This is a genomic window from Spirulina subsalsa FACHB-351 (genome assembly GCF_026130165.1).
GTDB classification, from domain to species: domain Bacteria; phylum Cyanobacteriota; class Cyanobacteriia; order Cyanobacteriales; family Spirulinaceae; genus Spirulina_A; species Spirulina_A subsalsa_A.
Genome location: NZ_JAIHOM010000226.1, coordinates 1 through 2,992, shown reverse-complemented (window position 1 = coordinate 2,992; position 2,992 = coordinate 1). Strand labels below are relative to the sequence as shown.

Annotated in this window: 2 protein-coding genes; both read right to left on the bottom strand. The window is 46.7% G+C overall.

The genetic code is table 11. The features are described from left to right. Positions 1-122: 122 nt before the first annotated feature. Positions 123-941 carry a DISARM system phospholipase D-like protein DrmC gene (gene drmC, locus K4A83_RS22415; protein WP_265266936.1) on the bottom strand — a complete coding sequence of 273 codons (819 nt, stop codon included), beginning with the start codon at positions 939-941 and terminating at the stop codon, positions 123-125. 5 nt (positions 942-946) lie between these two features. Further along, positions 947-2,800, bottom strand: a complete 1,854-nt coding sequence (gene drmB, locus K4A83_RS22410; protein WP_265266935.1) for a DUF1998 domain-containing protein — start codon at positions 2,798-2,800, stop codon at positions 947-949. Positions 2,801-2,992 lie beyond the last annotated feature (192 nt).

Genomic DNA, 2,992 nt, shown 5'->3' with positions numbered 1-2,992 from the left:
CAGGGGAGCAGGGGAGCGGGGGAGCAGGGGAGAGGGGGAACAGGGGAGAGGGGGAACAATTATCTATTACCTATTACCTATTACCTATTACCTATCACCTATTACCTTGTATATTACAAAACTCAAATGGAAACGCTATATGAGGGAATGGGACAAAGAATATGCTGACAGAGCAGATGATCAATAGTATCTGTGATTTGTTGCGCCAGTAGGGGCTGCTTAGTTAATAAGCCCAATTCTAGGTTTAATTGCAGAGCAGATTGAGTGAGATTCGCACTACTAACAAAGAGATGAGTTTGATCCGAAACAATTCCTTTGATGTGCAGTGAACCAATTTGACCTTTATCCCCTAAAGGTCTTTGGGATTTTGGCCAGTAATAAATATCCATTTTTTCTAACAAATCAGGGGGGAAGGTTTGAAAAACACCCACGGAGATTTTTTGAGCCGCTTCGGGAAGTTCAACAATGAGACGAACTGTAACACCCCGCTCTAGGGCTTCCTGTAACGCTGAAACGATTTGAGGGACATTATAAACCGCGAAACAAATAATCAGTAATTCTTTTTGAGTTTGGGCAATCAATTTGAGGATGGTTTGTTCTGTCCGACGCGGCCATTCTCCTGTTTCTTTGGGAATTGTCCAAATTGGTTGAACCTCGTATTCTTTCTGTAGTTGTTGATGAAGTTGTTGGGAACTGAGCAGCGCAAGATAGATAGATTGGGGCTGAATATTTGGATAGGTTTGCTGCCAGTAATTTAATAAAATATGAACCTTTTGGCGCAGGGTTCTGGAAGGCAAAGCATCAGCGAGACTATATTCCCACTGCTCAGTAGGCTGTCTATACACTTTTGAAAGTATAGTCTCTAGCTCTGCGGTTAAGCTTTCGGTTAAACCGACAGCCACTTGATTAATAACCTCAAGAAATGTTGAATCAAACACCATCGAATTTAGGGAAAAAAGGCATATTTTTGTTTATCTGAGTCTTGGGCAAGAGTGGGAATCAGTAACGTCCGATCCAAATATTTATTACCTCGCTCACAGGAGGTTTCAGGGGAGAAGAGACAGGCATGACAAGCCGCCCAGTGAATTGAGTCGTCGCCGTCTGGGTCATGATCAGAACAGAGCGGATCTGAAGCACAGATGCGAATATATTCAAAGGCTTGGTTTAAATGATAGTTCAGCCGTTGGGATTCGCCTAGGTGAACCAGTCCCCCAAGGGTTCCCTCGCTATCGGGGGCGGCTGTATAGATTAAAACCCCGGCTTGTGCCTCTTTTTTTTCCGGCTTTTCGGTTGCCACTTGGGCATAAATCCGCTCCCTTAAACTGGCCGCATTGTAGCCACATTCTAGGGCAAACTGACGCATGAGAGCATGGGCAAAAGAATGTAGGAGCAAATAGCGCATATCTGGGCAAGGAATTTTATCCACTAAATCGGGGTTACGCTGATTTAGCCAATTTTTATGGGCTTGTTTGACCTTGTTGTAATGTTTGCGGATCAATGGCTGTTGTTCCCAAGTCTGGAGGGCGGTTTCATTAAATTGCATAAAAATGCCCTCCCCCCGGACTTCCATAGCGGGAACCCATTTCGGAGGTTGCCGACTCAGACGGGCCTTGAAATTCTCGGGAACATCCCCTGTATCACTAAAATCACCGGGGGATTGAATGCGGGTAAAACCAATCAATGCCCGGACTTCTCGCAGTTTCTGAACCAGAATCACTTTTTCGATTTTGTCCTGGAAATCAGGGGGGGGAGTAGTGGGGACTAAATGCCAATCTTTGCCGATGTTCACTTCACGTTCAACGGCGATAAAGGCTTGCCATTCTGGATCTTTCAGGTTGCCCGGATCGTTTTCACTGGTATTGTGGCGGATCTTTTCGAGGGTGGTCCAAATCTCTTCGGTTGGGTATTTCATCAGGCTTTGGATTTGTCCCATACTGAAAAAGGTCTTCAGCAGTAGCTCTAAATTATCAAGGGTTTGGGCATTGTTTAGGGCGACCCAATTTTCCCGGACTAATTCTTCTAATTTCCCGGTAGTGGTGGGGATGGAGAGGGCGGAAAGATTGAGGGAAAACCAACTATTGGATGCCCCAAGTAACAGGGTTTTCATCTGTTGATCACAGTCATCATCAAAGGAGCGGAGATGGGGATGGCGACCGCGACACTTGGGCATATTTTGCTTTCCGGGAATGCCAAAGGCTAGGGCGAGGGGGCGTTTTGCGCTGCATCCATCACAGCAAACTAGAATATCTGTCACGGAGCCAGAGACGTTGGTTTCTTGGAGGCGTAAGGAGCCGTTGCAGTCACTGGGTCCGCCGTGGACAAAATAACGCCACGGAAAATCATCGAGGTGTCCTTTTTCACAGGCGACCATAAATCGCACCGGAATCACTTTTGGGGGGTATTTTATACTCTTAGGACAATTTTGGTGGTGGTAATGCAATTCTGAGGAGCGATTGTAGGGATTCTTGAGTTGAAAGATTTGGGAGGATACAGGGGCGAGGAGTTTACATTTAGGGCATACCATCCAGGTGGGGAAGGGGGCAACGGGAAGGCCTAGCAATGAGTCATTATTGTCGTCTGGGGCGATGGGTAGACTCAGCAATTTTTGGGCTTGTTTGCCTACTTGTTTCTGCACGGCGAGTAAGAGGCGTTCTTCGGCAATTTCGACGGTGCCTTGCTGGTGCCATTCGTCTAGGCCCATGACTAGGGCGGCGATGTTGGGGAGATCGGCGATCGCACCAATCCCATAACTAAACATAATTTGACTAGGGCGCAATTCTCCAACGTGGTATTTATCCATTTTTTTGGAATAGGGAATAGGAGCTTTTCGGGAGTCGGGAAACCTCCCCGACTCCCGACTCCCAATTTACCGAGGAACTGGGTCTAAAGCCCCGTCCTTCTAGGACGGCTTTTTCTTGATCTTAAGGCTTCTGATGAGTTCTCTCAAAACATCTGATTTGGAACGACCTGTTGATTCGCAATAGGCTTCTAG

Bases quoted from the DNA above. Each gene is read 5' to 3' on its own strand.
- drmC (WP_265266936.1), bottom strand. From the start codon at position 941: ATGGTGTTTGATTCAACATTTCTTGAGGTTATTAATCAAGTGGCTGTC.
- drmB (WP_265266935.1), bottom strand. From the start codon at position 2,800: ATGGATAAATACCACGTTGGAGAATTGCGCCCTAGTCAAATTATGTTT.